The sequence below is a fragment of the Bacillus sp. SKDU12 genome (genome assembly GCF_010093085.1).
Taxonomy (GTDB): Bacteria; Bacillota; Bacilli; order Bacillales; family Bacillaceae; genus Bacillus; species Bacillus mexicanus.
This window is the reverse complement of sequence record NZ_MSRC01000006.1, coordinates 226,520-253,066: the sequence shown is the minus strand read 5'-3', so window position 1 is coordinate 253,066 and position 26,547 is coordinate 226,520. Positions and strand designations below refer to the sequence as shown.

Sequence of the window (26,547 nt, the reverse complement as noted above, 5' to 3'; positions counted from 1 at the left end):
GGGTACGGATGAACTGCTGAGAAGCTTAAATAGCGGAGATTATCAAAAAGCTACAAGCAGATAAGACGAACTGCTCGATTGTAAAATAAACCCTTTAACAGCGCCTTCTTACCGTCATATGACACCGGATATATGGTTTAATCAGGGGGATTTCCCACACAGTCTGCTGCTAGAATGGCCGCGTCTACAGAGAGGCTGAAGAAAAAAGATATTAAGGCGTATATGTCAGCGATCAAAATGGGAATGAAGTGAACGAGTAAATGGTGTTGGCGGTCAAAGAAAAATAGAAACTGGATGGCAGCTGTTGAGATTAGGTAAAATACCGAGTAATGAAACATGCTGAAACTGTCGGCAAGCTCAGCCCAGTGCCTTGACTGCAAAAAGCAAGTCTGGCCAGCTTCGGGATACATCTGCTGCTTTTGTCCGGAACCTATCTAGATGCCAGAAGAAAAAGGAGCGCCTCCAAAACATGAAAAAGGTTATTCCACTCGTTGTTATTGCAGCCGGTCTTGTGATCACAGCTTATGGGGGCTTTATATTAATTGATACGAATATAAAAACCGAACAGACGTTAAAAGAAGCCAAACTGGCGGCTGCAAAACCGGTGAAAGCTTCTAGTACAAACCAGAGCGCAGATGAGACAAAGAAAAAAGCATCATTTAAGCCGGAAAATGGAAAAGCGAGCGGTATTTTGGAAATACCGAAAATCAATGCAGAGCTTCCTATCGTCGAGGGCACAGCTGCGGATGATCTAGAAAAAGGGGTCGGGCATTATAAAGACAGCTATTATCCTGATGAAAACGGGCAAATTGTGCTGTCTGGCCACCGCGATACCGTGTTTCGCCAGACAGGAGAGCTTGAAAAAGGAGACCGGGTTCGGATTCTTTTGTCATATGGACTTTTCACGTATGAAATTGTAAAAACAAAAATTGTCGATAAGGATGATACATCCATTATTACACTTCAGCATGAAAAGGAAGAGCTCATTCTGACGACCTGCTATCCGTTTTCATACGTCGGAAATGCTCCGAAGCGTTATATTATATATGGAAAACGAATCATTTAAAAAGCCGCAGTCAAGTCCTGCGGCTTTTCTTTATGAAAAATATATATGGCGAAGATTTTCGAAATCAGCTGGGAAAGGAGCTTCGGCAACAATCAGCTCGCCCGTTATCGGGTGAAGGGCTTGTACCTGTTTGGCGTGGAGCGCTTGTCTGTTGAGCAGTTTGCTTCCGCCTCCGTAAAGCACATCTCCTGTAAGCGGATGGCCGATGCTTGCCATATGAACACGAATTTGGTGTGTTCTGCCGGTTTCCAGCTCCAGTTCCACGAGCGACAGCCGCTCTTTTGCATTGCTTGCAATCACACTATAATGAGTGACGGCTGTTTGCCCGCCCAGTGAAACACGGCGTCTTGTCGGATGTGATCTGTCTTTGCCAATCGGTGAATCAATTGTTCCTTTCTTTGTCTTTAATTTTCCTTCAGCGATGGCGGTATATGTGCGTTTCAGCGTCTTTTTCTCTAACTGCTGATCAAGGATGGCGTGTGCCAAACGATGCTTGGCAAAAACGATTGCGCCAGATGTATCCTGGTCAAGACGATGCACGTGGCGCACTTTGCATATTTCGCCATTCACCTGATAATGGTATGCGATTAAATTAGCCAGTGTGCCGGTTTGGCCGTCTTCATTCGGATGTGTCGCTATGCCCGCAGGTTTATTAACGATAAGCATATGATTGTCCTCAAATAAAACATCAAGCTCTCCATACTCCGGGACGACGGAGGATTCTTCATTTTCCTGAAGATCAATGAACACGCGGTCGCCTTTTTTTACGATTACATTATTTATGACTGCTTCGTGATTAACCTTGATCTGATGATAGGACATCCAGTCTTGAATTACGGGTTTGGAGGCTTTAAGTACTGTTTTCAGTACAGAAAACAGCCATTGGCCTTCCTGTTTCTCATTGATGAGGAGCTCAAGCCCTCTGTCTTTTTGTTTCATGTAAATGGCTCCTTTTCCAAGCGGAAGGCTGCAGTTTCGCATAGGAAACACTTACCTTAGCTTTCATGTTTTTTTCTGTGCTATTCTTGATTAAGACTTAGAACATTCGAAGGCAAGAAAGGTGATTGACGTGAGAATTGTGAACGCAGCAACTGCAGAACAGGAGAGCTTTATTAAGGAGCTGTCATTGGAGCTGATCCATGATGTATTTCCTCTCTATTTCTCCGAACTGGACATTCAGCGCTTTAAAAAGAAAGGCGTTCTGTCTTTAAATAACCATTATTACCAAGGAACATTAAAAGAAGCATTTCAAATTATGGCTTGTCTGCAGATGATACATATTATCCTGACAAAGCCTTCCCCGCACGATGATTTGAGTGGTCAGGCGATTTTTGAAAAAAACAGCAAGATGCTGAATGATTTTGGGATTTATTTTCCGTTTGCTTTTTCAGACTTTCAAACGAAGACGAACAAAGCTTTTTTGGTCATAGAAGGCTGATATAACCAGGAAGCAGGAGCTTTTCCTTTTCAGAAAAGCTCTTTTTTTGTATCAAAGAAATCATATCATAAAACCTTTCCTCTAACTTCCTTTTTAATCAGTGCGTGTCTGCACATACTAATGTTTGAAAGGGGTGCTCATAATGAGTTCAGTAAGAAATACAATGACAACGCAGGTGGCAACCGTTTCTCCGAATCAAACGATTCAAGAAGCGGCTTCTCTCATGAAACAGCATAACGTCGGGGCGATTCCCGTTGTAGAGCAAGGTGTTTTAAAAGGAATGCTGACCGACCGTGACATTGCATTAAGAACTACAGCTCAAGGCCGAGATGGCCAGACACCCGTTTCAGAAGTGATGTCAACAGAGCTCGTATCGGGAAATCCTCATATGAGTCTGGAAGACGCGTCGCAGCTGATGGCCCAGCACCAAATCCGCCGCCTTCCTATTGTAGATCAAAACAATCTAGTCGGGATCGTTGCGCTTGGAGACCTGGCAGTCAATCAGATGGCGAACGAGTCTGCGGGAGAAGCGCTGACAAACATTTCTCATCAAAACATTCATTAATATGAAAGAGCTTGCGGTGTGCAGGCTCTTTCTTCACATAAACCTTCCTTTTTGAAAGCTGACATGTTTCGGGGTATAGTGAGTGTATACATATGTTCCAATTCGGACTAAAGGAGTTGTACGCAGTGATTAAAGCGTTAATTTTTGATTTTGACGGACTGATTCTAGATACAGAAACACACGAATATGAAGTCCTTCAGGAAATATTTGAGGAGCATGGCTCAGCCCTTCCTATGTCTGTTTGGGGAAAAGTGATCGGAACAGCCGCGGGCTTCCGGCCTTTTGAATATTTAGAAGAGCAGATCGGCGAAAAGCTGAACCATGAAGAACTGACAGCATTGAGAAGAGAACGCTTTGCGAAACGCATGGAAAAGGAAAAAGCAAGACCTGGTGTTGAAGCGTATTTGAATGCGGCAAAGGATTTAGGTTTAAAAGTGGGCCTTGCTTCGAGCTCCGATTATAAGTGGGTGTCGGGTCATTTGAAGCAACTCGGCCTGTTTGATCATTTTGAGGTCATCCAAACGGCAGATGATGTAGAAGAAGTGAAGCCGAATCCTGAACTTTATTTATTGGCGGCAAAAAACCTTGGGATATCGCCATCGGAATGTCTTGCATTTGAGGATTCTGTGAATGGGTCAATTGCTGCGAAAAGAGCAGGCATGAAGTGTGTGATTGTCCCGAATAAAGTGACGGGCGCCTTACTGTTTGAAAAGTATGATCACAGGCTTGAATCAATGGCAGAGATGGAGCTCGCCCTATTGCTTGATCAGCTGAACACACAACACTAGAAAGGAGCGAGTAGATTGTCTGAGAAATTAGATTTGACCCGTTTTGAAAAGAAAATGGTCATCCGCAATATCGAAGAAAAAGACATCGACAAGATTATCGATCTTCAAAAGGACTGCTTTCCGGGAATGGAGCCCTGGAAGCGGGAGCATTTAATCAGCCATTTGGAGCATTTTCCCGAAGGGCAGTTTTGTGCAGAATTTGAAGGTGAAATTATCGGTTCGTGCTCAAGTCTCCTAATTAATTTTGATGAATATGATGATCGCCATACGTGGCAGGACATTACAGATGATGGATATATCACCAACCATAATCCGGATGGCTTAAATATGTACGGAATTGAGGTCATGGTGGATCCGAAATACAGACGAATGAAGATCGGCCACCGTTTATATGAGGCGAGAAAGGATTTGGCCAGACGCTTAAATCTGAAAAGCATCATCATAGGCGGGCGAATTCCGAACTATCATAAATATGCTGAGGAAATGACTGCGCGAGCGTATGTTGAACAGGTGACACGCCACCAAATTTACGATCCGGTCCTTTCTTTTCAATTAATGAACGGCTTTACTCTTATGAGGATTAACCCGAATTATCTTCCGGATGATACAGCTTCGATCAAATATGCAACGCTGATGGAATGGAATAATGTCGATTATCTTCCGAAGCAGACAAAGCGCTATTATAAATCGGCGTTCCCTGTGAGAATTTGTGTGATTCAATATGAAATGAAGAGAATTTATTCCCTTGAGGAATTTGCAAATCAAGTAGAATACTATGTTGATGTCGCTTCTGACGCAAGATCTGACTTTGCGGTATTTCCGGAAATTTTCACAACCCAGCTCATGTCATTCCTTGAGGAGCGGTCGCCGAGCTTGGCGATACAGAGAATTACCGAGTATACAGAAGATTACATCAGCCTATTTACTGATTTGGCTGTGAAGTATAACGTCAACATTGTTGGCGGATCTCATTTCGTCGAAGAGGAAGGCAAGATTTACAATATCGCATACCTGTTCAGACGGGATGGAACAATCGAGAAGCAATATAAACTGCATATTACGCCGAATGAACGCAAATGGTGGGGAATCAGTGCCGGAGACCAGGTACGCGTGTTTGATACGGATTGCGGGAAAATCGCAATTCAAGTCTGTTATGATATTGAATTTCCTGAGCTTGCCCGGATTGCAGCGGATAAAGGTGCAAAAATCATTTTTACACCATTTTGTACAGAAGACCGCCAAGGCTATCTGCGTGTCAGATATTGTTCACAGGCAAGAGCGGTTGAAAATCAAATTTATACGGTTATCTCGGGAACGGTTGGAAACCTTCCGCAAACGGAAAATATGGATATCCAATACGCTCAGTCAGGCATCTTTGCACCATCTGATTTTGAGTTTGCCAGAGACGGCATTGTCGGTGAAACAAACCCAAATATCGAAATGGTCGTTATCGGCGATGTTGACCTGGAAATTCTCAGAAGACAGCGCCAAAACGGTACAGTACGTCAGCTAAAAGACAGACGGCGTGATATTTATCATATTCAATATAAAAAATAATCTCAAAACCCGCCTATATAGGCGGGTTTCTGCATGTCGACAAACCTTCGCATTCGTTGTCAGCCCTATGCGTCGGTGCTCACGAATGACGAAAAGAACATCCGCTCACTCCTTAGGCGTCCTGCCCAAACATCTCCGTCATCACATCCCGTGAAAGTCTGCTCAGATGCTTGCCCTCCCTGCTTACACCTGACAATCAGGCGGGGATTTTACACACGCGGAATAGCTTTCTGCTTTCGGAATTTTTTCAATTCGTTGCTTGGCGCGGTTTATTGACTCTCATCCTGTATGGCTTTATATTGAAGGCAGGGAAAGATCACCAAGACATCATAAGGTCTGATTCAATTATCATGAAAACGGTGGAAGATAGCGTTCAGTCGATTCCATATAAAAAGTGATTTGTTAAAGGAGCACACGATGAGTTTTCACAACCAGCCAATTTTACCTGCTATTCGCAATATGAAGCAATTTGATGAGTTTTTGAACAGTTCATTTTCCTATGGCGTTATTCTTGATATTCACCTCGGCCAGTTAAAAGGCGTGATCAGGGAGGCAAAAAAGCACGGAAAGAACATGATGGTGCACGTCGATCTCATTCAAGGGATTAAGCATGATGAATACGGAGCGGAATTTATTTGCCAAGACATCAAGCCTGCTGGGATTATTTCAACAAGATCAAGCGTCATTGCCAAAGCGAAGCAGAAGAAAGTATATGCGATTCAGCGTCTGTTTCTGCTTGATACAAGCGCGATGGAAAAAAGTATGGAGTTTGTCGGCAAGCATAAGCCTGACTTTATTGAAGTGCTGCCCGGCATCGTCCCGTCACTCATACAAGAAATAAAAGAGAAAACAGGGATTCCCATCTTTGCGGGCGGTTTCATCCGTACGGAAGAGGATGTCGAACAAGCCTTGAAAGCGGGCGCTGTTGCTGTCACTACATCAAACACCAAATTATGGAAAAAATATGAAAACTTTTTGACAGAAGATGATTGACACCGCTTTCATACACTGATACAATTGCACTAGGTTAATACATTGTGATGGAGAACTCGGAGACCACAGCAGCTCTTTACGGTAAATGTCTACACACCCGTAAAGCATTTGTTGTGGTTTTTTTATACTCTTTTTCTCTATCATACTTTTTTTATCGTGACTTTAGGGGGAATGTGCTATGACAGCATTTTGGGGGGAAGTCATCGGTACGATGCTGCTTATCATTTTTGGGGCAGGTGTTTGTGCGGGTGTCAATTTAAAGAAATCGCTTTCGTTCCAGTCCGGCTGGATTGTTATCGTATTTGGATGGGGATTGGGTGTTGCCATGGCGGCTTATGCGGTTGGCGGGATCAGCGGAGCTCATTTGAATCCAGCGCTAACGATAGCGCTTGCATTTGTGGGGGATTTTCCGTGGCAAGAGGTTCCGGTTTATATTGCGGCGCAAATGATCGGCGCGATTATAGGTGCGGTGATAATCTATCTGCATTACCTGCCGCATTGGAAGTCAACGGATGATCCCGCTGCCAAACTGGGTGTTTTCTCAACAGGTCCCAGCATTCCGCATACTTTCGCAAATGTTTTAAGTGAAGTGATCGGGACATTTGTTCTTGTGCTGGGCATCTTGGCCATTGGGGCAAATCAATTTACAGAAGGGCTTAACCCTTTAATCGTTGGTTTTCTTATCGTGGCGATCGGTATCTCTCTTGGAGGCACCACCGGCTATGCGATTAATCCGGCTCGTGATTTAGGTCCGCGGATTGCCCATGCTTTTCTTCCGATACCGGGAAAGGGATCATCAAACTGGAACTACGCATGGGTGCCAGTGGCGGGCCCCATTTTAGGCGGCTCGTTTGGCGGCGTATTTTATAACGCTGCATTTAAAGGGCACATTACAAGCAGTTTCTGGATTGTAAGCGTTATATTGGTTGTGGTATTGTTAGGACTCTATGTTTATTCGAGATCACATTCAGCTAAAACATTATCAAATTCAAAATATATGTAATCAAAGGGGAGACATCTTATGGAAACATACATTTTATCCTTAGATCAGGGAACGACAAGTTCGAGAGCGATTCTGTTTAATAAAGAAGGCAAAATCGTTCACTCTGCTCAAAAGGAATTTACACAATACTTCCCGCACCCAGGTTGGGTTGAACATAATGCGAATGAAATTTGGGGATCGATCCTTGCTGTTATCGCATCAGTCATTTCTGAATCGGGAATCAGCGCTTCTCAAATTGCCGGCATCGGTATCACGAATCAGCGCGAGACGGCAGTCGTGTGGGACAAGGATACAGGAAAGCCTGTCTATCATGCGATCGTTTGGCAGTCAAGACAGACGTCCGGTGTTTGTGAGGAGCTTCGTGAAAAAGGATATCAAGATGTGTTCAGAGAAAAAACGGGGCTTTTAATCGATCCGTATTTCTCCGGCACGAAGGTAAAATGGATTTTAGACAATGTGGAAGGCGCGAGAGAAAAAGCGGAAAGAGGCGAGCTGTTGTTTGGAACGATTGATACATGGCTCATTTGGAAAATGTCAGGCGGAAAAGCCCATGTGACGGATTATTCCAACGCCTCCAGAACGCTGATGTTTAATATTTACGATTTAAAATGGGATGATGAGCTGCTAGACATTCTGGACATACCGAAATCCATGCTGCCTGAGGTGAAGCCATCTTCCCATATGTATGCGGAAACGGTCGATTATCACTTCTTCGGAAAAAACATCCCGATTGCGGGAGCGGCAGGCGACCAGCAGTCCGCATTGTTCGGCCAGGCGTGTTTTGAAGAAGGCATGGGAAAAAATACGTACGGTACCGGATGTTTCATGCTAATGAATACCGGGGAAAAAGCAATTAAGTCCGAACGCGGGCTTTTGACAACAATCGCCTGGGGCATTGACGGAAAAGTTGAATATGCTTTAGAAGGAAGTATTTTCGTCGCAGGCTCCGCTATTCAATGGCTTAGAGACGGATTGAGAATGTTTCAGGATTCCTCGCTAAGCGAATCTTATGCGGAGAAAGTGGATTCAACTGATGGCGTATATGTTGTTCCCGCATTTGTCGGCTTAGGAACGCCTTACTGGGACAGCGATGTGCGCGGTTCGGTTTTCGGCCTGACAAGAGGCACAACAAAAGAGCACTTTATTCGTGCAACGTTAGAGTCATTGGCTTACCAGACAAAAGATGTGCTTGACGCGATGGAAGCAGATTCAAACATATCGTTAAAGACCCTTCGTGTTGACGGAGGGGCTGTGAAAAATAATTTCCTGATGCAGTTCCAAGGAGATGTCCTGAATGTGCCTGTGGAGCGTCCGGAAATTAATGAAACAACTGCGCTTGGCGCGGCCTATTTGGCAGGGATTGCTGTGGGATTTTGGAAGGACCGTTCTGAAATCGCGAACCAGTGGAAGCTGGATAAACGGTTTGAACCTAAACTAGAAGAAGACAAACGAAATGAGCTGTATACAGGCTGGCAAAAGGCCGTAAAAGCAGCTATGGCTTTTAAGTAGACTGAGAGTATGATATACTAATGACAGGTTAATAAGAACGGTCCTGAGACGAGGAGAGACCACAGCACCAAAGTGTAAATATGCACTTTGGCTGTTGTGGTCTCTTTTTCTATTTACACACCGTGACAACAAGGAGGAGCCATAATGAAACATCAATTTTCAAGTCTTGAAAGAGATCGCATGCTGACAGACATGACGAAAAAAACATATGATCTATTTATTATCGGCGGAGGAATTACAGGAGCGGGAACAGCTCTTGACGCGGCATCAAGGGGAATGACGGTCGCGCTTAGCGAAATGCAGGATTTCGCGGCGGGAACATCAAGCCGATCAACAAAACTGGTTCATGGCGGCTTGCGTTATTTAAAACAATTTGAAGTGAAAATGGTCGCTGAAGTAGGGAAAGAACGGGCGATCGTTTATGAAAACGGCCCGCACGTCACGACGCCGGAATGGATGCTCCTTCCGTTTCATAAAGGCGGCACATTCGGCTCATTCTCAACCTCTATCGGTTTAAGGGTGTATGATTTCTTAGCAGGTGTAAAAAAATCAGAACGAAGAAGCATGCTTTCAGCAAAAGAAACACTGCAAAAAGAGCCATTAGTAAAAAAAGACGGCTTAAAAGGCGGCGGGTACTATGTGGAATACCGCACTGACGATGCAAGACTGACAATCGAAGTCATGAAGGAAGCAGTCAAATTCGGGGCAGAACCTGTGAATTATTCCAAAGTGAAAGAGCTCCTTTACGAAAAAGGCAAAGCAGTCGGCGTATTAATTGAAGATATGCTGACAAAGAAAGAATATAAAGTGTATGCGAAAAAAATTGTCAATGCGACAGGCCCTTGGGTCGATCAGCTCAGAGAAAAAGACCATTCGAAAAACGGAAAGCATTTGCAGCATACAAAAGGCATTCACCTTGTATTTGACCAGTCTGTCTTTCCGCTGAAACAGGCTGTATATTTTGATACACCAGACGGCCGGATGGTATTTGCGATTCCTCGTGAAGGTAAAACATACGTAGGGACAACAGACACTGTTTACAAAGAAGCGCTGGAGCATCCTCGAATGACAACTGAGGATCGTGACTACGTCGTCAATTCAATTCATTTCATGTTCCCAGAACTGAATATCACTGCAAATGATATCGAATCCAGCTGGGCTGGCCTGCGCCCGCTGATTCATGAAGAAGGCAAAGACCCTTCTGAAATTTCACGGAAAGACGAAATTTGGACATCTGACTCAGGCTTGATCACCATCGCCGGCGGGAAATTGACCGGATACAGAAAAATGGCGGAGCACATCGTCGATCTTGTGCGTGATCGCTTAAAAGAAGAAGGCGAAAAGGATTTCGGTCCATGTAAAACGAAAGACATGCCAATCTCAGGCGGGCACGTCGGCGGGTCAAAAAATCTTACGTCCTTCGTGACAGCAAAAACAAAAGAGGGGATTGCAGCAGGCTTACCAGAAAAAGATGCAAAACAGCTGGCGATCAGATACGGCTCCAATGTCGAGCGCGTCTTTAATCGCGTGGAAGCGCTGAAGGACGAGGCAGCAAAACGCAGCCTGCCAGTTCATATTCTTGCTGAGGCAGAATACAGTATAGAAGAAGAGTTGGCCGCGACACCTGCTGATTTCTTTGTTCGCAGAACGGGACGTTTATTTTTTGATATCAATTGGGTAAAAACATATAAAGATGCCGTTATTGATTTTATGAGCGAGCGATTCCAATGGGATGAGCAGACGAAAAATAAACATACAGAAAACCTCAACAAGCTTTTACACGATGCGGTTGTACCGCTCGAACAATAAATCATAGCGGGCTGTCTTTCAGCCCGTTATTTCTCTTTACATGCCGAAAGCGCCAGAGCTTAGGTTCTCAGGTGACAGAGACACCCGCTTCATATAAAATAATGGCATAAGCTGATACATAGGAGGACGAACATGACTTGGAGAAAGAGCTATGAACAATGGAAACAGACAGATCATTTAGATCCGGAATTAAAAGAGCGCCTCACTGAATTGGAGGGGAATGAACAGGCTCTTGAGGACTGCTTCTATAAAAATCTTGAATTCGGCACCGGCGGAATGCGCGGAGAAATCGGAGCCGGGACGAATCGAATGAATATTTACACGGTGCGAAAAGCATCAGCCGGGTTTGCGGCATATATCGCGCAGCAAGGTGAGGAAGCGAAAAAACGGGGCGTTGTCATTGCTTATGATTCCCGCCATAAATCGCCGGAGTTCGCGATGGAAGCGGCAAAAACACTCGCGACCCAAGGCATTCAAACTTATGTGTTTGATGAGCTTCGGCCGACGCCGGAGCTGTCATTCGCTGTCAGACAGCTGAACGCTTACGGGGGAATTGTGGTGACGGCAAGCCATAACCCGCCTGAATATAACGGCTACAAAGTATACGGAGATGACGGCGGCCAGCTGCCTCCAAAGGAAGCTGACATCGTCATTAATCAGGTAAACGCGATTGAAAATGAGCTGACGATCACAGTCGACGATGAAAAAGCGTTAAAAGAAAAAGGCTTAATCAAGATCATCGGTGAAGACATTGATAAAGTCTATACAGAAAAACTGACGTCTATTTCCGTTCACCCTGAATTGTCGAAAGAAGTAGATGTGAATGTTGTGTTCACGCCGCTGCATGGAACTGCGAATAAGCCGGTTAGACGCGGCCTGGAAGCACTTGGCTACAAAAAAGTAACGGTTGTCAAAGAACAGGAATTGCCAGATCCAGACTTCTCTACCGTTACCTCTCCAAACCCGGAAGAGCATGCGGCATTCGAATATGCCATTAAGCTTGGAGAAGAGCAGAATGCAGATATTCTCATCGCAACAGATCCTGATGCTGACCGCCTCGGCATCGCGGTGAAAAACGATCAAGGCAAATATACAGTGCTGACAGGAAACCAAACCGGTGCGCTGCTGCTTCATTACTTGCTTTCTGAAAAGAAAAAACAAGGCATCCTGCCTGAAAACGGCGTTGTTCTCAAAACAATTGTCACAAGCGAAATCGGGCGTGCGGTCGCTTCTTCATTCGGCCTCGATACGATTGATACGCTGACAGGCTTTAAGTTTATCGGCGAAAAGATTAAGGAATATGAGGCATCAGGCCAATATACTTTCCAATTCGGTTATGAAGAAAGCTACGGTTACTTAATCGGGGATTTTGCCCGCGACAAGGATGCCATTCAGGCGGCACTTTTGGCAGTAGAGGTTTGCGCGTTCTATAAAAAGCAGGGAATATCATTGTACGAAGCGCTCATCAATCTCTTTAAGGAATACGGCTTTTATCGTGAAGGACTGAAATCTTTGACGCTGAAAGGCAAGCAGGGAGCAGAGCAAATTGAAGCAATTCTTGCTTCCTTCAGACAAAATCCGCCGCAAAAAATGGCCGGCAAACAGGTTGTGACAGCTGAAGATTACGCTGTAAGCAAACGGACACTTCTCAAGGAAAACAAAGAAGAAGCAATCGACTTGCCAAAATCAAATGTGCTGAAATACTTCCTTGAAGACGGGTCTTGGTTCTGCCTTCGCCCTTCCGGAACTGAGCCGAAGGTCAAATTCTATTTTGCTGTAAAAGGAACCTCATTAGAAGACAGTGAAAAACGACTTGCTTCGCTTGCTGACGATGTGATGAAGACGGTAGATGACATTGTAGAGGCCACAAGAAATTAATCCGAGGATAAGCTGGATCATTGATCCGGCTTTTTCTAAAGATAAAAATTGTAACCGCAGATGACCACCATATTGTCAGAAAAGGGCTTCGTTTTTTCTTTGCTATTATGCCCTATAGTATTGACACAGATACAATTAACACAGGAAATCCCGGCGTCTGAACGCCGGGATTTATTTATGTGAGCAGGGCTAATTGATCTTCGTATGTCAGCTCTGTAGCATGATCAATATAACGGAGAAGGGAATACAGCATCTTTTCAAGAACGGTGTAATCCTGTTCAAAATGATACGCATGCAAAAAATGTTCAATTCGCTTTGATAACAAATCATCCTCTGTACGCACCATTAAAATTAGCAAATTGTCCCACTGAGAACGATGAGTATAATACAGTGCTTTATCGTAATCGGCATAGTCCATGCGACGCTTCTCCTTTCTTGTGTGAGAAGTTCATGATTAGTTTATGCCGCATTCCATGTTATTGACGGGGCAAAACTTGGCGTCTGCGGCACAACAGCGATAGCAATATGAGGGAGACATAAAATCAAAATTAACTGAATGAAGCGGTCACTTTTGGAAAACCTATGAGAGAACAGAATCTGTGTACAGGAGACTGAAAATATGAAATCTCTGCCGTATACCATTTCGCTCCTTTTCTGCGGATTGGTCATCGTATCATTGGCTGCAAAAGGGCATTCAGCGGACACAAACGAGTTTGTACAAAAGTGGGAACAGCTCGCCTGGGACACAATTCAAGATGAATATAAAGGCGCTTCATTTTCTGATTACGCTTATATGGGGCGGACCGAGGTAAATGATGAGCAAACGAAAGATGTCTTTCGGGTGACGGTCAAACAGAAAGATGCTACCTTTTCTGTTCGGGCTGAAGTCTATTTTCATCCGGTGACAAAGCATATGATCAGCATCAACATTTTTAGGCTCTAATTAAAAAAACTGCACAGCCGTTAAGGCCATACAGTTTCTGTTTTTAGAAAAATCGTTTTGCACCGAGATAACGCTGTTTCCAGTAAGAGTTGTTCATATTGGAAATAACAACTCCGGAATCATTGGCATTAATAAATTCCCCGTTTCCAAGATAAATTCCGACGTGGGAAGGGCCGTCTTTATATGTTGTAAAGAAAACGAAATCTCCGACAGCAGGCTGGCTGACAGGTTTCATTGTGTTCCAATACCCGGCTGCCGTTAACCTTGATACAGATGTGACTTTATTCAGAGCGTAGTACATAAAACCGCTGCAGTCAAAGCCGTTCGGTGTTGTGCCTCCCCAGCGATACGGAACCCCAAGCTGCTCTTTAGCGGCTGCGATCATTAGGTTGATTTTCGCGCTAACTGAGCTGGATGTGCTTGAAGAATTGGATGAAGTAGAGCCCGAAGAAGCTTTTCCGGTAATGGTCAGCTTTTGGCCAATTTGCAAGACATCCGTTTTTAATTGGTTTTTCTCCCGAATTTGCTGAGCTGTCATATTGTACTTTTGCGCAATTACCCACAAGGAATCGCCGCTTTTCACCGTATATGTAGTCGTCGCCGTGTTGGAGCCTGCATTTGACGAAGACGACGTTGGAGTTGGAGAAATGCCTGAAGCTGCTTTTCCTGTCAGCTTTAATACTTGTCCAACGTACAGCATATCTGATTTCAAATGGTTGCTGTTTCGGATTTGCTGTACGGTCAGGTTATAGTTGTTTGCAATTTTCCAAAGAGAGTCTCCGCTTTTCACCTTGTATGTCGTTGTTGCTGAAGGTTTGTCCGAATGAGATGAAGTGTCTTTGGAAGACGTATTAGAACCAGATGATTTTGTTTTTAACACTTGGTTCACATAAATGGTGTCTGACTTTAAGTTGTTCAAAACCTTCAATTCAGCGACAGACATACTGACCTTGTTAGCAATTTTCCAAAGAGAATCTCCAAGCTGCACCTTATAAGTTCCTGCAGAAGATGAAGAACTTGAGCTCTTATTAGAACTGCTTTTTTTACTGGAACTAGGGCTAGAGCTAGTTTTTGAGGAAACTGTACCAGATACCTTTAATTTCTGCCCTGCACGAATCATGTCGCCGCTTAGTCCGTTTAGTTTTTTAAGTTCCTGAACCGTCATTTTAAACTCAGTTGCGATCAGCCAAAGGGAATCGCCGCTTTTCACTGTGTAAACAGAACTTCCACTCTTCTTAGATGCTGAGTTTGAAGCAGATGAAGTGCTGGAATTGCTGCCCGGAATCGTAAGCGTCTGGCCGACCGATAGAACTGTAGTTGAAAGATGGTTGGCAGATGTGAGAGCCGACACACTTGTGTTATAGTTTTGAGCCAGTCTCCATAAAGTATCGCCGCTTTTTACCTTAATCGTTGCTGCTTCAGCTGGTGTCACTGCTAAAGTTGTACCGACAATCGCAGATGCTGTCAGCCCTGCTGCTAATTTCTTTTTCATCTGAGCTCTCCTTTTCCCCAATGATTTAGAATACGCTGTTTCTATTTTATATCGGCAGGTTTGTCCCATCGTTTTGCTTTTTTTTGAAAAACAGCTATATTATCCATATTATCGTAACAAAAAGGGGGGAGAAGGCATAGAAAAAGAAGGAATCTTATCTATTCCTTCATTCTTAAAAGCTTCATGATGTCTTCTTTGTTTTTGACAAGGTCACGCAGTGTGTAATTGTCTAAAACTGCAAGATAGGCCATAAGGGCTTCATTAAGCACATGTTTTAAGCCGCATACCGGAGAAATTACGCAGAGATTTTTGTTCGCATCAAAACATTCCACAATATTAAAATCGTCCTCTGTTTTTCTGACAACCGCACCGATATTGATGTCTTCAGGGGCCATGCCTAAGCGTATACCGCCGCCTCGTCCGCGTATCGTTTCTACGTAGCCGAGCTGGCCGAGCCTGTATATCACTTTCATGAGATGATTTTTTGAAATAGAATACGTTTCGGCAATTTGTTTTATATTTGAAAGTTCTCCAGGACGTTTTGCAGCCAGAAAAATCAAAACTCTTAATGAATAATCCGTATAATTTGTTAACCTCATTATTAAACCTCGTAATAAGACATTTTCTATATCTTATCATAATTTGATTGAAAAATGAAAAAAAAGGAATTTTCCATAAAAAACGTGCGCCCAGAAGGGTGCACGTTTTTTGATTACATATTATTCGGCGGATTTTGGTTTTTGCGGTCCTTATCTATTTCAGTGTTTTGCATTTTGCGTTCAAATGAAGACAGATAACGTGATGCAAAATCCTTTCCGCCAAGGCCAAAGGATAAACCGAAAGCGAGTGCGAAGCCGCTAAGGACAATGATGAACGCGGAGTTAACGATTGTCGCAGCAACGCCAAGCTGATCCAAGGCCATAAAGAAAGCAAGTGCGATAATTGTATATTTAGCAATCGCCGCTAAAGATTTGAATTCCCGGCCTTTGATAATACTTGAAAGCACCTTTCTCACTAATTCACCCGCGTAAAGGCCAATGCCGAGAATAAATACAGCGACAAGGACATTCGGCAGATACGCGATGATGCCAGTCGCAATTTCTACGAGGAAGTGCAGCTGAACAATTTGCAGCGCCTCGGCTGTAAACAAGAGAATGACAATGATTTTCGCAATCATGCCCACAACTTGAGACAGGGACAGCTTGGCAGGTGTTCCTGTTTCCATGCCCATTTTGCCTAACATAGAATCAAAGCCTGCGCGATGGAGCAGTCCGGAAACCATGGTGCTCACCCATTTTCCGACCCATATGCCTGCTAAAACAAGCACGATGGCAATGATGATGTTCGGAAGCATATTTAAAATGGTATTCAGCATAGAGACTGCTGGTTTTGAAATGCCGGCGACATCCAGCTGGTCAAGCGCTGAAATGACGACCGGTATTAAAATCAGCACGTAAGCGATCGTTCCGATAACTGCGGAAAGACTTGTATCCTTTAAGTAAACAGTTAAACCCATACGTGCGGCGAATCTTTCTGTGCCGATGCTTGCAAGGAAATTCGTAATGATATCACGTACAAGACGGGCAACAAGCCAGCCGATTAAAACGATAAGCGCAGCGGCAAATAGTTTCGGCAGAAAAGCGAGTACACTTTCCATCATATTTGTAAACGGACCTGAAATACCGCTGATTCTTAACGAAGATAAGACCCCTGGCAGGAAAACAAGCAGCACGAGATAAAAGACAATCTGGGAAGCGGCATTGACTGCCTGATGAATATCTTTTCCTTCAGACACCAAATTCCACTTGCGCAGCTTGTCGCTTGTGTTCAGCTTCATCCCGAATTTTTTGACAAGGAAACTCAATACAGAAGCTACAGCCCATCCTAACAGCAGTATGAGTCCGGCTTTCAGCACGCTCGGGATCGCCGATGCTATTGCGGAAAGCATGCTGACAAACGGTGATGCCACTGTTGTCAAATGCAAAATGTTAAAGAATAAAATAAAGACGATAATCAAAGCGATAAGATAAACAACCTTGCTGATGACTTTTTCCGAGGAATAGCGTGATGGCTTTTTCCCAGCAAAAATTTTATCGTCAAATTTTGTTTTTTTGAGCCCTTTGTACACTGCTTTTTCAATCATTTTAGCGATAGCCCATCCGATTAATAAGACGAGTAAAGCAATGACTAGGTTTGGTAGTCTACTGAGATAAGAAGAAAACATGTCTGCTGCATTCAATTGGTATCGCTCCTTTTTTTCGTAATATGCTCTCTGTTTACCCACTGACACAATCAGCAAACATCTGAATGTGCCGGGCGGCTGAGGATATCATCTTTTGTCAGGCGGGCTCATATATTATAGATAAGTCCAAGTAGGGGGGATTCGGTTGAACGCGGAGGAGAAAAAAGGATTACAGCGGGCAATTGAGGAAATTACCGAAATTGCAAAAGGATTCGGCCTTGATTTCTACCCGATGAGATATGAGATCTGCCCGGCTGAAATTGTTTATACATTTGGCGCGTACGGGATGCCGACAAGATTCAGCCACTGGAGCTTCGGCAAGCAGTTTCATAAAATGAAGCTGCATTATGATCTTGGATTAAGCAAAATTTATGAACTGGTTATTAATTCAGACCCATGCTACGCGTTTTTGCTGGACAGCAACTCATTGATCCAAAATAAATTGATTGTCGCCCACGTTCTCGCCCATTGTGATTTCTTTAAAAACAACTGCCGATTCCAAAATACGAAGCGTGATATGGTGGAAAGCATGGCGGCAACCGCCGAGCGAATTAAACATTATGAACAGGTTCACGGAATAAAGGAAGTAGAAGCTTTTTTAGACGCGATCCTTTCGATTCAGGAGCATATTGATCCGTCTTTGGTCCGTCCGAAGCTCCAATGGAGTGTGGATGATGAGGAGGAAGAGGTGGAAGAGGCAGCGACGCCGTACGATGATCTATGGTTTTTGGGTGAAAACAAACAGGAAAAACAAAGGAAAAAAACAAAAAAACACTTCCCGCCGCGTCCGGAAAAAGATATCCTGCTTTTTATCGAAGAGCACTCTCGGGAGCTGGAGCCGTGGCAGCGTGATATTTTAACAATGATGAGAGAAGAGATGCTTTATTTCTGGCCTCAGCTGGAAACAAAGATAATGAATGAAGGCTGGGCTTCCTATTGGCATCAGCGAATTATACGTGAGCTTGATTTAACCTCTGATGAAGCGATAGAGTTTGCCAAGCTGAATGCAGGTGTTGTCCAGCCGTCCAAAACAGGCATCAATCCATATTATTTAGGGCTGAAAATATTTGAAGACATTGAGGAGCGGTACAATAAACCGACGGAAAACATGAAAAAAATGGGTGTGCAGCCTGACTCAGGCCGAGAGAAGATGTTTGAGGTCAGGGAAATTGAATCTGATATTTCGTTCATCCGCAATTATTTAACAAAAGACTTGGTCATGCGTGAGGATCTTTATTTGTTTCAAAAGCAGGGCAGAGATTATAAAATTGTCGATAAAGAATGGAAATCGGTGCGTGAGCAGCTCGTTAGCATGCGCGTCAACGGCGGTTTTCCATATTTGACGGTAAATGACGGCGATTATATGAAAAATAACGAGCTTTATATTAAGCATTGGTTTGAAGGCATTGAGCTGGATTGGAAGTATTTAGAGAAAGTGCTTCCTTATTTATTTCAGCTTTGGGGAAGAAGTGTGCACATTGAGTCTATGCTTGAGGATAAGGAAGTCATATTTTCGTACGACGGAAAAGGTGTTCACCGCCGATATGTATAAAAAAAGAGGATGCAGCGTGATGCATCCTCTTTATTGTCCTGTTTTCAAAACGTTAAATATGATGGTTGCCTGATCAGTATTGTTTATGAGTCCGCGGAATTTCTCTTTTCCGGGCCCGTACGCGTAAAACGGCACTTGTTCGCCGGTATGATCGGTACTCGTCCAGCCGCTGTTAGATCGTATGTTCAAAATCTTGATGATGGCTTTGTAGGCACCTTTGCTTTTATCTGCCTGTGCAGCGGCTTCAATTCTTTTGATTTCTTCTGAGGTGAATGCCAGCTTGGTATATCGAGTGAGTACATCCTTAACTGGTGTGCCTTCATTGATTTTTTCGGCCATAAATTCAGGTGTTTTTCTTGCAGCGAGAATCGGTTCAGCGTGCCAATTCTTTTCGCCGTTTGCTCCAATCGTAAAGCCTCCGGTTGTATGATCAGCAGTTGCGATCACAAGGGTATGCTTATCTTTTTTCGCAAAATCAATCGCAGCTTTATAAGCCTGTTCAAAATCTTTTATTTCGCTCATAGCTCCAACTGTATCATTGTCATGGGCGGCCCAGTCAATTTGGCTGCCCTCTACCATTAAGAAAAATCCTTTTTTATTTTGGCTCAGGCGGTTAATGGCTGAAACTGTCATGTCTTTGAGGGAGGGGGTTTTGCTGTCACGGTCGAGTGCTTTAGCAAGCCCTCTGTCTGCGAAAAGCCCGAGCACCCGCTGATCATTATTTTTCATCAAGGCTTGTTTTGTTGTTACATAGCTGTAGCCGGCTTGTTTGAATTCCTTTGTTATATTTCTGTCCTTGCGGTTGAAAAACGATCTTCCGCCGCCAAGCAAAACGTCTATTTTTTGTTCGCCTTTTATTTTGTCATCCATATAGCTGTTGGCGATTTGGTCCATGTTTTTACGGGATTTATTATGGGCTCCATATGCAGCTGGAGTGGCGTGGTTAATTTCTGACGTTGCGACAAGCCCTGTTGTCTTGCCTTGCTGCTTGGCTTCTTCGAGTACAGATTTTACTTTTTTTCCGTTTTTATCGACGCCAACTGCACTGTTGTATGTCTTAACACCTGTCGCTAATGCTGTTCCGGCAGCTGCTGAATCTGTAATATTATAGTCGGGGTCATCCGGGTGCGTCATCATCATGCCTGTCAGGTTTGGATCAAACTCAGTCAGCTTCGGGTTATTTGGTGTTTCCCCGTTGTTTTTTAAGGAACGGTAAGCGTTTATGTATGGAGTTCCCATACCGTCACCGATCATCACAATCACATTTCTGATCTCAGGTTTATCTTGAGGTTTTGCGCTTGCTGTTTCGGTTTGATGCAGTCCGGTTCCTGCAAAGATTCCAGCTGTAAGGACGGAAACAGCGGCGATTGGCAGAAGCTTAGACTTCATGTTTTGCATGCCTCCTTAATTGTATACTCTTTCTGACGTTAGGATAATGAGGGTAAATGCTGCTTTGATCAGGTAAACATTCAGAAAAGTATTGTACAGAAATGATTACAAGCTGTTTCGTTATCTTGTCTTATTTGATGGAAAGCATTCATTTTATCGGAAAAATCTTTACCTCTTTTCCCATGCATGATATGTTTGTTTAAATAAAAAAACTGCAGGTAACCTCACATTTTCTTGAATGTTCCTTACCACTCCCTCTTCCATAAGTAAGTTGACCCGGAAAAATTCCCTTTATGTTGAAAAACGCCCGTGAAACATGACAAAAGCACTCGTTTTTTGTCACCTTTGAAATGAAAATGAAATATTTAATACCCTTAAAAACTTTTTTTATAAACGAATAATTAAGAAATTTGTCTCATGAAGTCAAGACTATTTCTCTTGGGAATCTATCCTTATAATAGAAAACGATAAGATTAATTTAAAAAAAGAGACATATATAGATAGATAATATTTGGGGAGGAACATATGAAAAAGCAAATCATTACAGCAACTACAGCAGTTGTTTTAGGATCGACATTATTCGCAGGAGCAGCGTCTGCACAAAGCGTTAAGGTGAAAAAAGGCGACACGTTGTGGGAGCTTTCCAGAAAATATGACACTACGATCAATAAGATTAAATCAGAGAACAAACTTCGGTCAGATATCATTTATGCGGGACAGACTCTATCAATTAACGGTAAATCTGCTAGTTCAAAAAGCAGCAGTTCTTCATCTGCATCTACATACAAAGTAAAGAGCGGAGACAGCCTGTGGAAAATTTCAGCAAAGTACGGCATGTCAGTCAGTGAATTGAAAAAAATGAACGGCCTAAAGTCAGACTTGATTCGTATCGGACAAGTCCTGAAACTGAAAGGCTCAACAAGTTCAATCAGCTCTAGCAGCTCAAGCTCATCAAAGGTGTCATCATCTTCAACGTCCAGTTATAAAGTGAAGCGCGGGGACAGTCTGTCTAAAATCGCAAAACAATACGGAACTACAGTTAGCAAATTAAAAAGTTTAAACGGTTTAAAATCAGATGTCATCTATGTCAACCAAGTGCTGAAGGTAAAAGGAACAAGCACAAATTCAAAGCTTGTTTCTTCCAGCTCTTCATCATCTTCAAGCAGCAGAGCATCTTCAACTACATCGCTTAATGTGAGCAAGCTTGCTTCTGATGCAAAAGCGTTAATCGGGACGCCATACAAATGGGGCGGAACGACAACTTCCGGCTTTGACTGCAGTGGATTTATCTGGTACGTACTGAATAAACAAACAAGTGTGGGCAGAACAAGCACCGCGGGATACTGGAGTTCTATGAAGAGCATTTCCAGTCCGTCTGTCGGGGATTTTGTCTTCTTCACAACATATAAATCCGGTCCTTCTCACATGGGAATTTATATCGGAAACAACAGCTTTGTACATGCAGGGTCTGATGGCGTACAAATCAGCAGCCTGAACAACAGCTACTGGAAGCCGCGTTACCTCGGTGCGAAAAGATACTAAATGATAAAGGACCCGTTCATTGGAACGGGTTTTTTTATTTTTAGAGGAGCACATCTATTTTTGTTGTTCCTAAAAATGAAAATGTGAAAGAAAATCCAAAAACTTTTTTTCTTTTTTATTTTCGTAAAGCGCGATTGCATAAGCGCCTGCATAGGGCAGCTGTGCGGATTGATAAGGGATTCTGATCATCTGTTTTTCTGCCAATTCACGCTTTACTGTAGATAAGGGCAGAAATGAAACGCCAAGTCCTTCCTTAATAAACCGTTTCGTTATATGTGTTTGGGTGACTTTCATTGTTCTCACAAATGGAAATGTCACTCTGACTTGACGGAGCAAGTCGTCCCAGTAGTCAGGATGATTGTGGGTCAAAAGCAGGTATTGCTCCAGCACCTCTTTGGCATCAATTTCTTTGTCGTTTATGAAATGCTCATCGGGCGGAGCCACAAGGACAACAGGATCTTTATATAAACAATGGCAGGTTAAAGAGGAGGACTGTATCTTTAAACAGCTCAATCCGATATCTGCTTCCCCCGCTTTAATCAGCGAGGAAATTTCTGCTGATTCGAAAATCGTGACTGCCATTTCTGTTTCTGTATTTATTGCTGTGTACCGCTTCATGACAGATGGGAGCACAGTATCAGCGATAAGCGGAGAAACCGCGAGCTTTAAGGTTTGAGAGTACCCTTGTCTCACTCTGTGAAGCTCTGTCATGCTGTTTTCGTAATCATCAAGAAGCCGGAGCGCATAAGGCAAATAAGCCCTGCCTTCATCAGTCAGCTGGATCTGCCTGCCTTTTCGTTCGAACAGCTTACAGCTGATTTCTTTTTCTAATTGCTTGATATGTACGGTGACAGTCGGCTGGGATAAAAAAAGTGTTTCCGCTGTTTTTCGGAAATTTTCATATTTCGCTGCGGTCACAAAGGTGTGAAGCCATTTGAAGTCCATTTCTATTCTCCCTCTGATTAATAATTTTAATTAATACCCTTAAAAATATTCATTATATTTTAAATATTATATTTACTATAATAACAGAAAAGGATAGGGGGAATACAAATGATACATTACGGATTAAAAGGAATTACATGTGTCGAAACAGCTATCAGCCATATTGATGGCGAAAAAGGGCGTCTGATTTATAGAGGCCATCATGCAAAAGACATCGCCTTAAATCACAGCTTTGAAGAAGCAGCCCATTTGATTTTATTTGGCAAACTGCCGTCATCTGAAGAATTGCAAGCATTTGAAGATAAACTGGCTGCTGAACGTCATCTTCCGGAACATATTGAGCGCTTGATTCAGTCACTTCCAAACAACATGGACGATATGTCGGTGCTGAGAACAGTGGTTTCTGCATTAGGAGAAAATGTATACGCCTTTCATCCAAAAACAGAAGAAGCGATTCGGCTGATTGCGATCACGCCTTCCATCATAGCGTACAGAAAACGATGGACGCGCGGTGAACAAGCCATTGCGCCATCTTCCCAGTACGGACATGTCGAAAACTACTATTATATGCTTACAGGTGAACAGCCTTCAGAGGCAAAAAAGAAAGCGCTTGAAACATATATGATTCTGGCTATGGAGCACGGCATGAATGCATCCACTTTTTCAGCACGTGTCACATTATCTACAGAGAGTGACTTAGTGTCTGCCGTTACTGCTGCTCTCGGCACGATGAAAGGTCCGCTGCATGGAGGGGCTCCTTCTGCGGTAACAAAAATGCTTGAAGACATTGGAGAAAAGGAACAAGCTGAAGCGTATCTGACAGAAAAACTCCAAAAAGGAGAGCGCTTAATGGGATTCGGGCACAGAGTGTACAAAACGAAGGATCCGCGGGCGGAAGCTTTACGGCAGAAAGCAGAAGAGGTGGCCGGAAATGACCCTGATCTTGATCTTGCGCTCCATGTAGAGGCGGAAGCGATCCGTTTGCTGGAAATCTATAAACCTGGACGCAAGCTGTATACAAATGTTGAATTTTATGCGGCTGCTGTCATGAAGGCAATTGATTTTGATGATGAACTGTTTACACCGACTTTTTCAGCAAGCAGAATGGTAGGCTGGTGCGCCCATGTGCTCGAACAGGCAGAAAACAACATGATTTTCCGTCCTTCAGCGAAATATAATGGCGTCGTTCCTGAAGAAGTTCTTTCATAACATACTCTTCCGTTTAGGCGCTTCTATGACGTGGTAATGTTCAGTAATAACCATACGTCTAGGAGTGATGAATATGAACCCAATGGACAGACAAACAGAAGGACAGGCACCGCAGCAGCAGGACAGACAGCCGGGCATTGAGTCAGAGATGAACCCGCTGCCTTTGTCAGAGGATGAGGATTATCAAGGAAGCGGCAAGCTGAAAGGAAAAGTCGCGATCATTACTGGGGGCGACAGCGGAATAGGGAAAGCAGCTGCTATTGCGTTTGCTAAAGAAGGCGCCGATATCGCCATTCTTTACTTAGATGAGCATTCGGACGCTGAGGAAACGCGTAAACGGATCGAACAGGAAAATGTCCGCTGCCTGCTGCTACCTGGAGATGTCGGTGACGAGAACCATTGTGAACAAGCTGTACAGCAAACAGTGGACCATTTTGGCAAACTTGATATCTTAGTAAATAATGCTGCTGAACAGCATCCGCAAAACAGCATTCTCGATATTTCAACAGAACAGTTGGAAAAAACATTTCGCACAAACTTTTTTTCCATGTTTCATATGACAAAGAAAGCTTTGCCTCACTTGAAGGAGGGAAGCGCCATTATTAATACAACATCTATTACCGCTTATGAGGGGAATACGACATTAATTGATTACTCCAGTACAAAAGGTTCGATTGTCGCTTTTACACGGTCTATGGCGATGTCGCTTGCAGATAAAGGCATTAGAGTAAATGCAGTGGCACCCGGTCCGATTTGGACACCGCTTATTCCGGCGACATTCCCTGAGGAAAAAGTGAAACAGCACGGTGTGGATACCCCGATGGGAAGACCTGGACAGCCGGTTGAGCATGCAGGTGCTTATGTTCTGCTGGCATCTGATGAGTCTTCTTATATGACAGGGCAGACCCTTCATGTGAATGGCGGACGTTTTATTTCCACATAATCAACGAAAAACCAGCATAATAGCTGGTTTTTTTGTGCGGAAAAAATTCGAAAATAAAAAAATGTCGTTTTTTCTAACAATTCTGTTTTCTTTTTTGTGTTTATATATATAATAGGAGTAGGAGAAAGGAATGATGAATGACCAGTGCAAATAGAGCAGAAAATAGAAAAATGATCATTGTCACTAATAAATTCAGAAAATTCAAATAAAATATATTGAAGATGATCTTCTAGGAGTTGAAACGTAATGAAGGGGAGCGTATTTAGGAAGAAAAGTATTCAGGATTTACTTGCTGCGGCGAGCGGTGATAAATCTTTAAAAAGAGAATTAGGGGCATTTGATTTAACATTGCTTGGAATCGGAGCCATCATTGGCACAGGGATTTTTGTATTGACGGGAACAGGGGCGGTTACGGCCGGTCCCGGGCTGACCATTTCATTTGTTGTGGCGGCGCTGGCTTGTTTATTCGCTGCCCTGTCTTATGCGGAATTTGCTTCAAGTGTGCCTGTATCAGGATCTGTGTATACATTCACTTATGCGACATTGGGAGAGCTTATGGCCTTTATTATCGGTTGGGATTTAATTTTAGAGTACATGCTGGCGGTAAGTGCGGTGTCGGTCGGCTGGTCTGGTTATTTCCAATCATTTTTATCAGGAATAGGAATTCATCTCCCTGTTGCTTTAACAGCGGCGCCGGGGGCGGTCAAAGGCACTTTTACCATTTTTAATCTGCCTGCATTCGTCATTGTCATGGCGATCACATTTTTGCTTTACTTAGGCATTAAAGAATCAAAAAGAGTCAACAACATCATGGTTATCTTGAAGGTGCTGGTCGTTCTGCTGTTTATCGCGGTTGCAGCCGTTTACGTGAAGCCGCACAATTGGCAGCCGTTTATGCCGATGGGCTTTGGCGGCGTATTCAACGCAGCGGCACTCGTATTTTTTGCTTTTATTGGATTTGACGCTGTATCCTCTGCTGCGGAAGAGACGAAAAATCCCGCGAAGGATTTGCCTAAAGGCATTATATTCTCTTTATTGGTTTGCACCATTTTATATGTCACTGTATCAGCGATCATGACAGGGGTTATTCCGTTTGCTCAGTTTGCGGGTGTGGATCATCCGGTTTCTCTCGTCCTTCAAAGCGCAGGGCAAAACTGGGTAGCTGGCATCATTGATATTGGCGCCGTGCTGGGAATGACAACCGTTATGCTCGTCATGCTTTACGGCCAGACACGTGTCATGTTTGCCATGTCACGTGACGGACTTGTGCCTGGCTCACTTTCTAAGGTGCATCCAAAGCACAAAACACCTTATGTGGCCACTTGGTTTTTCGGAACGATGTCGGCGCTTCTTGGCTCGCTTGTTCCGCTGGATGAACTTGCAAAACTCGTAAACATCGGGACGCTGTCAGCATTTGTCCTGATTTCTGTGGCAGTTATCGTTTTGAGAAAGAAACAGCCTGATCTTCCGAGAGCTTTTAAATGCCCGGGAGTTCCCGTAATCCCAGGCCTGGCGATTCTGTTCTGCCTGTTCTTGATTTTAAATCTGGGATGGGTGACGATTGTCCGCTTCCTGGTGTGGCTGTTAATCGGCATGGTAATCTATTTCCTGTATTCAAGAAAGCATTCAAAATTAAATCAATAAATAACCTTTTGATAAAGAGAGCGGTCATATAGACCGCTCT

General features: G+C 43.6%; 22 protein-coding genes and 1 pseudogene. 16 read left to right on the top strand and 7 right to left on the bottom strand.

Annotated elements, in window-relative coordinates; all coding sequences use genetic code 11:
* Positions 1 to 469 precede the first annotated feature (469 nt).
* The gene (gene srtA / locus BTW01_RS06125) at positions 470 to 1,066 is read left to right on the top strand and encodes a sortase SrtA (protein ID WP_162102137.1); all 597 of its coding nucleotides are present in this window, start codon (positions 470 to 472) and stop codon (positions 1,064 to 1,066) included.
* A gap of 30 nt (positions 1,067 to 1,096) precedes the next feature.
* Here srtA and BTW01_RS06120 read toward each other — a convergent pair whose 3' ends face one another.
* The gene (locus tag BTW01_RS06120) at positions 1,097 to 2,005 is read right to left on the bottom strand and encodes an RluA family pseudouridine synthase (protein WP_162102136.1); all 909 of its coding nucleotides are present in this window, start codon (positions 2,003 to 2,005) and stop codon (positions 1,097 to 1,099) included.
* A 121-nt stretch (positions 2,006 to 2,126) separates the two neighbouring features.
* On the opposite strand from BTW01_RS06120, the pseudogene BTW01_RS06115 reads away from it, so the two are divergent.
* From BTW01_RS06115 to pgcA, 9 genes and pseudogenes are all read left to right on the top strand, one after another.
* Positions 2,127 to 2,509, top strand: a pseudogene (locus BTW01_RS06115) (YhcU family protein).
* Positions 2,510 to 2,646: 137 nt separating this feature from the next.
* The gene (locus BTW01_RS06110) at positions 2,647 to 3,069 is read left to right on the top strand and encodes a CBS domain-containing protein (protein WP_162102134.1); all 423 of its coding nucleotides are present in this window, start codon (positions 2,647 to 2,649) and stop codon (positions 3,067 to 3,069) included.
* A gap of 125 nt (positions 3,070 to 3,194) precedes the next feature.
* Complete coding sequence (locus tag BTW01_RS06105) at positions 3,195 to 3,857, top strand: HAD family hydrolase (RefSeq protein ID WP_162102133.1); 663 nt, start codon at positions 3,195 to 3,197, stop codon at positions 3,855 to 3,857.
* A 15-nt stretch (positions 3,858 to 3,872) separates the two neighbouring features.
* The gene (locus BTW01_RS06100; protein WP_162102132.1) at positions 3,873 to 5,414 is read left to right on the top strand and encodes a bifunctional GNAT family N-acetyltransferase/carbon-nitrogen hydrolase family protein; all 1,542 of its coding nucleotides are present in this window, start codon (positions 3,873 to 3,875) and stop codon (positions 5,412 to 5,414) included.
* 417 nt (positions 5,415 to 5,831) lie between these two features.
* Positions 5,832 to 6,407 (top strand): glycerol uptake operon antiterminator GlpP, encoded by a 576-nt coding sequence (gene glpP, locus BTW01_RS06095; protein WP_162102131.1) that lies wholly within the window; start codon positions 5,832 to 5,834, stop codon positions 6,405 to 6,407.
* A gap of 178 nt (positions 6,408 to 6,585) precedes the next feature.
* Positions 6,586 to 7,410, top strand: coding sequence for a glycerol uptake facilitator protein GlpF (gene glpF, locus BTW01_RS06090; RefSeq protein WP_162102130.1), 825 nt, complete (start codon positions 6,586 to 6,588; stop codon positions 7,408 to 7,410).
* Between the two features lie 18 nt (positions 7,411 to 7,428).
* Positions 7,429 to 8,919, top strand: a complete 1,491-nt coding sequence (glpK, locus tag BTW01_RS06085; protein ID WP_162102129.1) for a glycerol kinase GlpK — start codon at positions 7,429 to 7,431, stop codon at positions 8,917 to 8,919.
* Positions 8,920 to 9,060: 141 nt separating this feature from the next.
* A complete protein-coding gene (glpD, locus tag BTW01_RS06080) occupies positions 9,061 to 10,728 on the top strand; it encodes a glycerol-3-phosphate dehydrogenase (protein ID WP_162102186.1) in 1,668 nt (555 codons plus the stop codon).
* Between the two features lie 132 nt (positions 10,729 to 10,860).
* Positions 10,861 to 12,606: a phosphoglucomutase gene (pgcA, locus tag BTW01_RS06075; protein WP_162102128.1), complete on the top strand. Its 1,746-nt coding sequence runs from the start codon at positions 10,861 to 10,863 to the stop codon at positions 12,604 to 12,606.
* Between the two features lie 175 nt (positions 12,607 to 12,781).
* On the opposite strand, the gene BTW01_RS06070 is transcribed toward pgcA, so the two are convergent.
* Entirely contained in the window at positions 12,782 to 13,024 is a 243-nt protein-coding gene (locus tag BTW01_RS06070) for a YhdB family protein (RefSeq protein ID WP_162102127.1), read from the bottom strand.
* Positions 13,025 to 13,225: 201 nt separating this feature from the next.
* On the opposite strand from BTW01_RS06070, the gene BTW01_RS06065 reads away from it, so the two are divergent.
* Entirely contained in the window at positions 13,226 to 13,549 is a 324-nt protein-coding gene (locus BTW01_RS06065) for a YqzG/YhdC family protein (protein ID WP_162102126.1), read from the top strand.
* A 43-nt stretch (positions 13,550 to 13,592) separates the two neighbouring features.
* Here the strand turns inward: BTW01_RS06065 and BTW01_RS06060 are convergent, their stop codons facing one another.
* The 3 genes from BTW01_RS06060 to BTW01_RS06050 all read right to left on the bottom strand — a co-directional run bounded on the left by BTW01_RS06060 (position 13,593) and on the right by BTW01_RS06050 (position 17,280).
* On the bottom strand, positions 13,593 to 15,041 hold the full coding sequence (locus tag BTW01_RS06060) for a LysM peptidoglycan-binding domain-containing protein (protein ID WP_162102125.1): 1,449 nt from the start codon (positions 15,039 to 15,041) through the stop codon (positions 13,593 to 13,595).
* Between the two features lie 158 nt (positions 15,042 to 15,199).
* Positions 15,200 to 15,640: a nitric oxide-sensing transcriptional repressor NsrR gene (gene nsrR, locus BTW01_RS06055; RefSeq protein ID WP_162102124.1), complete on the bottom strand. Its 441-nt coding sequence runs from the start codon at positions 15,638 to 15,640 to the stop codon at positions 15,200 to 15,202.
* A gap of 113 nt (positions 15,641 to 15,753) precedes the next feature.
* Entirely contained in the window at positions 15,754 to 17,280 is a 1,527-nt protein-coding gene (locus BTW01_RS06050) for a mechanosensitive ion channel (RefSeq protein WP_162102123.1), read from the bottom strand.
* 148 nt (positions 17,281 to 17,428) lie between these two features.
* Between BTW01_RS06050 and spoVR the strand changes: the two genes are divergently transcribed.
* Positions 17,429 to 18,835, top strand: coding sequence for a stage V sporulation protein SpoVR (gene spoVR / locus BTW01_RS06045; protein ID WP_162102122.1), 1,407 nt, complete (start codon positions 17,429 to 17,431; stop codon positions 18,833 to 18,835).
* Positions 18,836 to 18,865: 30 nt separating this feature from the next.
* On the opposite strand, the gene BTW01_RS06040 is transcribed toward spoVR, so the two are convergent.
* On the bottom strand, positions 18,866 to 20,233 hold the full coding sequence (locus BTW01_RS06040) for an alkaline phosphatase (RefSeq protein WP_162102121.1): 1,368 nt from the start codon (positions 20,231 to 20,233) through the stop codon (positions 18,866 to 18,868).
* 516 nt (positions 20,234 to 20,749) lie between these two features.
* On the opposite strand from BTW01_RS06040, the gene BTW01_RS06035 reads away from it, so the two are divergent.
* The gene (locus BTW01_RS06035; protein WP_162102120.1) at positions 20,750 to 21,766 is read left to right on the top strand and encodes a LysM peptidoglycan-binding domain-containing protein; all 1,017 of its coding nucleotides are present in this window, start codon (positions 20,750 to 20,752) and stop codon (positions 21,764 to 21,766) included.
* A gap of 69 nt (positions 21,767 to 21,835) precedes the next feature.
* Here the strand turns inward: BTW01_RS06035 and citR are convergent, their stop codons facing one another.
* The gene (gene citR, locus BTW01_RS06030; protein WP_162102119.1) at positions 21,836 to 22,711 is read right to left on the bottom strand and encodes a transcriptional regulator CitR; all 876 of its coding nucleotides are present in this window, start codon (positions 22,709 to 22,711) and stop codon (positions 21,836 to 21,838) included.
* Positions 22,712 to 22,819: 108 nt separating this feature from the next.
* Here citR and citA point away from each other — a divergent pair, with 108 nt between their 5' ends.
* The 3 genes from citA (at position 22,820) to bcaP (ending at position 26,507) form a co-directional block, all read left to right on the top strand.
* Positions 22,820 to 23,920 carry a citrate synthase CitA gene (citA, locus tag BTW01_RS06025; protein ID WP_162102118.1) on the top strand — a complete coding sequence of 367 codons (1,101 nt, stop codon included), beginning with the start codon at positions 22,820 to 22,822 and terminating at the stop codon, positions 23,918 to 23,920.
* Positions 23,921 to 23,993: 73 nt separating this feature from the next.
* Entirely contained in the window at positions 23,994 to 24,863 is an 870-nt protein-coding gene (locus tag BTW01_RS06020) for an SDR family oxidoreductase (protein ID WP_162102117.1), read from the top strand.
* Between the two features lie 246 nt (positions 24,864 to 25,109).
* Entirely contained in the window at positions 25,110 to 26,507 is a 1,398-nt protein-coding gene (gene bcaP, locus BTW01_RS06015) for a branched-chain amino acid transporter BcaP (RefSeq protein WP_162102116.1), read from the top strand.
* Positions 26,508 to 26,547: the final 40 nt, after the last annotated feature.